Consider the following 4,185-nt stretch of genomic DNA (forward strand, 5'->3'; position numbering starts at 1 on the left):
ACCGCCGCCGATGACCACTGTCTCGAAATGCTCGGAGTCGGTGCGCGCCATGGCTGCACGCTAGGCGTGCAACCGTGGCCATCGCATCGGCAGGCGGCATGGTTAGTTCTACCCACGACCGCCGATCAGGTGACCTTCAACCGAAGCAGCGTCGCTGCTCCTGGGGCGAGATTTACCGGTACGCCGCTGCCACGGTCGCCGGCGTATTTCTTCGAGATGGGGGTGAAGACGTCCACGCCGTAGACCTTGTCCGGGTTGACCGTCACCGTCGCGCGGGTGGTGGTGCTGTGGGAGCGGTTCGCGACGAGGAGCCAACGATCCTTGACAGTTGTGTCGCGGCTGCGGAAGGTGCCCACGACAACCGGCTGGCCGGAGATCCCGGAGACGAGGTCCGTCGGGGTGAAGCCGATCGTGCCGTTCGGCAGCGGGGTCTCGTTGGCGTGGACGACGGACTCCGAGACCAAGGGCTTGAGCTCGCGGCCGACCTGGTGGAGCCAGGTGGTGTTGATCTTCTTGGTGGCGGCGTACCGGGCGGTGCGTTTGCCGTCGACGGTGATCAGCGCCGGGCCGAAGCCTTCGCCACGAGCCGCCTCGGGCGTCCAGTAGGTGAAGTACTGGATGCCCTTCGCGCCGTAGGCGAGGCTGATGTTGACCTGCCAGAGCAACTCGGCCGCGGTCGGTTCGCGATGCCCGTTGTAGGCGAGGGTCTGGATGAAGACCCAGGCCGGGACGTCACCACGCAGCGCGGCGTCGCGCACGATCGCCCAGTTGTGGAAGTAGTTCACATCCTCCCGGCCCTCGGACAGCAACGGGTACCGGTCGAACGACACGAGCGACGGCTTCACCACGTCGACGAAGTCGCGATAGTACGCCGGGTCGTCGGACGGGAAGAGGTTCACATAGGGCAGCAACTGTGGCGCCAGTTCCCGTGACACGGCGAGCGCCTTCGCCAGCGTGCCGAACCAGCCGGGGCCTGGTTCGTCGTAGAAGTTGAACCCAGCCAGTGAGGAATAGGGGCCGTAGGCATCACGGGCCCGGGTGTAGAACTCCCGCGCCTCGGCCGGGGTGATGCTGAGGAAGTCGGCCGGGTTGTCGGAGATCGAGAACCAGCGCGCCATGTTCCGGATCTGGATGTCGTCCGAGATCAGCATCTGCAGCCCGGCCGTCCGGGCCAGGTCGAGCTGGTACTGGAAGATGTTGCCGTCGCCCGCGTAGTTGCCGGAGATGACGAAGTCGAACCCGGCCTCGGCGATCTCCGCGAACCGCTGCGGCGTGCTGGCATACGGATGCGGCGGCCAGAACAGCCCGACCGGGAATTCCGGCCCACCCGTCAAGGGCAAAGTGTCCGGCGACGGGATCGCCAGGGTCTCTGTGTTGCCAGCGGCAACAGCTTGTCCGCTGCCGGCGAGGGCGGACGCCGCGACAGTTGCGCCGGCACCGATCAGGAGCGTGCGACGGCTGGGACCCAGGGTCTTGTGAGGGCTCTGCATGGTTCCTCCAAGGGCGGTTGGGGGTTGCGAGTGTGGTCAGCGGGAACGGCGGTGGGGCGAGACTGCTTGGGCGGTCAGGTCGAAGGCCTCGCTGGCCAACGGGTAGTCACGTTGGGCCACACCGAGGTAGATGGCGTCGAGCACGATCATCTGCGCATGCCGGCCGGCCAGACCGCCGGTCCGGAAGGTGACATCGCGGGCTGAGGTGACCAGGACGACGTCGGCGGCCCGGGCCAGTGGTGATCGTGGGTAGTTGCTAATGGCAATCGCCAGCGCACCTTGACTGCGAGCACGGTGCAATGGCTCCAGTACTTCGATGGTCTCGCCGCTGTGGGAGATGCCCAGGGCAACATCACCCGGACCCAGCAGAGCGGCACTCGTCAGCGCGTTGTGGACGTCGCTCCAACTGTTCGCGCCACGACCGATCCGGTGCAACCGCAGCCGCAGATCCTCCGCGACCGCGGCGGATCCGCCGACGGCGTACATGTCGATCCGGCGAGCATCGGAGATCGCCTCGACGGCTTGGCCGAGTGCTGCGACATCCAACGCGGCCACGGTGTCCTCGAGTGCACGGGTATCCGCTCGGAGGAGGGTACGGAGTACGTCGTCCAGGCTGTCGTCTGGTCCGACCTCGGAGCCTGTCCCCCGCTCCCAACTGCTACTGGTCCGCCCGCCCTCTGCCGCCAGGCCCAGCCGGAGTTCGGCGTACCCGCTGAGTCCTAGCGCGAGGCAGAACCGCGTGACGCTCGGCAGCGACGTGCCGCACCGCGCAGCCACCTCGCCGATCGTCGACGTCGCCACCGCGGCCGGATCACGTAGTACCTCCTGCGCGATCCGGCCCTGCGCCGGACTCAGGGCCGGCAGCAGCCCGTGAATCCTCGCCTCAAGACTCGGCGGCGGCGACTCGGCAGCACTCATGTGAATGATTCTCAGAATGAATCACCACAGCTGTCAACAGTTCACAGCCGATCAGAAGCGTCGCAGATCGAACTCGTCCGATTCACCGCCGCTCAGCAGTACTTCGAGGCGGCCGCTCAGGACGTATGCGCCGTACGGGCTGATCGCGATCGTGGTCGGGCCAGGGATCGGCCAGGCCTGACCAGTCAGGACCTGCGCTGAGCGGTAGCCGTCGGAGCTGCGCAGTACGGTGACTGCCTCGACGCTGGCCGCGCCGAGCTTGTTGGTGACGGCAACCAACTTGCGATCGGCCGTGAACGCGAGACCGTCACCGCCCAGCAGCGGCTGCGCCAGTCGCACCTCGGTGATCGCACCGTGCGGCGAGATCCGGTAGAGCTTGCCGTTGTCGTAGCGAACCGCCAGCAGGTAGCCGGCCGGATCCCAGACGATGCCGTTCATCCCGATCGTCTCGCCTTGCAAGCGCGCATCCCGCACCAGGACGGACGCCTTCCCGTCCGGCGTGACCTTGTAGATCGCGTCGCCCGACGGATCGGTCACGTACGCGTTGCCGCGCTGATCGATGGCGAGGTCGTTGGCAGTGTGCTTGCCTCCCGGTGGATTCAGTCGCGGGGTGTTGAGATCGACGCGGCGCTCGAGGCGACCGGTTCGCAGGTTGTAGATCGCGACGCCGGACTGCACGTTCGCGGTCGCCTCTGACGAGTTCTCGCCGACCCCCATGTCGGCGTACGTGACGAGGAACCGGTTGCGGGCCGTGTCGACGTGCAGGCCGAAGGTCGACACCCCGGGCGCCTCACTGACGACCCGCGACCGGCCGGACCGGTCGACGGCACTGACCCGCCCGGTCGCCAGCGACCCGACCAGGAACGCCTGCCGGGTCGGATCCCAGCTGATCCCCTCCGGATACCGATCGGCCGTCTCCCCACTGATCGTCCGCGGCCACCCCTGCTGCGCAGCCGGTACTGCGGACGCCTGCGCCGGGATGGCGGTGCTTGCCACCAGCAGAGCGGCAGCAATTGCTGTTCGTCGGAACATCGAAACCCCTCCCTCACTTGGATACGAGCACAGACATTAATCAGGGCTCTGATGCTTGTCAATGCACATATCAGTGACGGCGTTCGTACGATGGACCTCATGCGGATGTCATTCGAGGAACGGCTCGGGAGCCACCTCAAGCGGGTCGAACAGGAACTGAACAGCGCGAAGACGGCCGCGGTGAAGCCCGCCGGCCTGACGGTTCCGCAGTACGCGGCGCTGTTCGTACTGGACGACCAGCCCGGGATCTCAGCGGCCGAGCTGGCCCGTCGCTGTCTGGTGACCCCACAGACGATGACGACAATCCTGCGCAATCTCGAGGCGGCGGGCCTGGTCGAACGCACGCCGCACCCGCTGCACCGGCATGTGATCGAGACCCGGACCACGCCGACGGGCCGCAAGGCGCTGGATCAGGCGGACGAGCGAGCCGCCGCCGTCGAACGCCGCCTCGCCGCCGCCTTCACCGCCGACGAGCTGGACACCCTCCGCTCACTACTAGCCCGAGTGTCCACCTCGCTGACCACCGATCCCATCCTCAAGAGCTAGAACAGAGCTGCCATCAGGCGGCGGCGGGACTTGATCACGCGTTCGTCGTTGATGCCGACAACCTCGAAGAGCTCCAGCAGGTGCAGGCGAACGGTGTTGCGCTCGTCGCCGGCCGTCACCTGGATCGTCTTGATCAGCCGCGCGAAGGCGTCGTCGACGTGCCCGCCCATCAGGTCCACATCGGCGACCAGCATCTGCG

Annotated in this window: 5 protein-coding genes; 1 reads left to right on the plus strand and 4 read right to left on the minus strand. The window is 66.9% G+C overall.

Going from position 1 to position 4,185, the window contains the following annotated elements; genetic code table 11:
- Positions 1–125 precede the first annotated feature (125 nt).
- From VFG33_RS36170 to VFG33_RS36180, 3 genes are read right to left on the minus strand one after another with little or no spacing between them, the layout of a single operon-like run.
- Positions 126–1,490 carry a hypothetical protein gene (locus VFG33_RS36170; RefSeq protein WP_325057536.1) on the minus strand — a complete coding sequence of 455 codons (1,365 nt, stop codon included), beginning with the start codon at positions 1,488–1,490 and terminating at the stop codon, positions 126–128.
- 36 nt (positions 1,491–1,526) lie between these two features.
- Complete coding sequence (locus VFG33_RS36175) at positions 1,527–2,408, minus strand: MurR/RpiR family transcriptional regulator (protein WP_325057537.1); 882 nt, start codon at positions 2,406–2,408, stop codon at positions 1,527–1,529.
- A 51-nt stretch (positions 2,409–2,459) separates the two neighbouring features.
- Positions 2,460–3,440 carry an SMP-30/gluconolactonase/LRE family protein gene (locus tag VFG33_RS36180; RefSeq protein ID WP_325057538.1) on the minus strand — a complete coding sequence of 327 codons (981 nt, stop codon included), beginning with the start codon at positions 3,438–3,440 and terminating at the stop codon, positions 2,460–2,462.
- A gap of 99 nt (positions 3,441–3,539) precedes the next feature.
- On the opposite strand from VFG33_RS36180, the gene VFG33_RS36185 reads away from it, so the two are divergent.
- Positions 3,540–3,986: a MarR family winged helix-turn-helix transcriptional regulator gene (locus VFG33_RS36185; RefSeq protein WP_325057539.1), complete on the plus strand. Its 447-nt coding sequence runs from the start codon at positions 3,540–3,542 to the stop codon at positions 3,984–3,986.
- Here VFG33_RS36185 and VFG33_RS36190 read toward each other — a convergent pair.
- A partial coding sequence (locus VFG33_RS36190; RefSeq protein WP_325057540.1) for a tetratricopeptide repeat protein occupies positions 3,983–4,185 on the minus strand: 203 nt, incomplete at its 5' end. The two genes, VFG33_RS36185 and VFG33_RS36190, sit on opposite strands and share 4 nt — an antisense overlap.

This window comes from Kribbella sp. (assembly GCF_035687465.1).
Classification (GTDB): Bacteria; Actinomycetota; Actinomycetes; order Propionibacteriales; family Kribbellaceae; genus Kribbella.

Coding starts and splice junctions, on each gene's coding strand:
- VFG33_RS36170 (WP_325057536.1), bottom strand. CDS start 1,490: ATGCAGAGCCCTCACAAGACCCTGGGTCCCAGCCGTCGCACGCTCCTG.
- VFG33_RS36175 (WP_325057537.1), bottom strand. CDS start 2,408: ATGAGTGCTGCCGAGTCGCCGCCGCCGAGTCTTGAGGCGAGGATTCAC.
- VFG33_RS36180 (WP_325057538.1), bottom strand. CDS start 3,440: ATGTTCCGACGAACAGCAATTGCTGCCGCTCTGCTGGTGGCAAGCACC.
- VFG33_RS36185 (WP_325057539.1), top strand. CDS start 3,540: ATGCGGATGTCATTCGAGGAACGGCTCGGGAGCCACCTCAAGCGGGTC.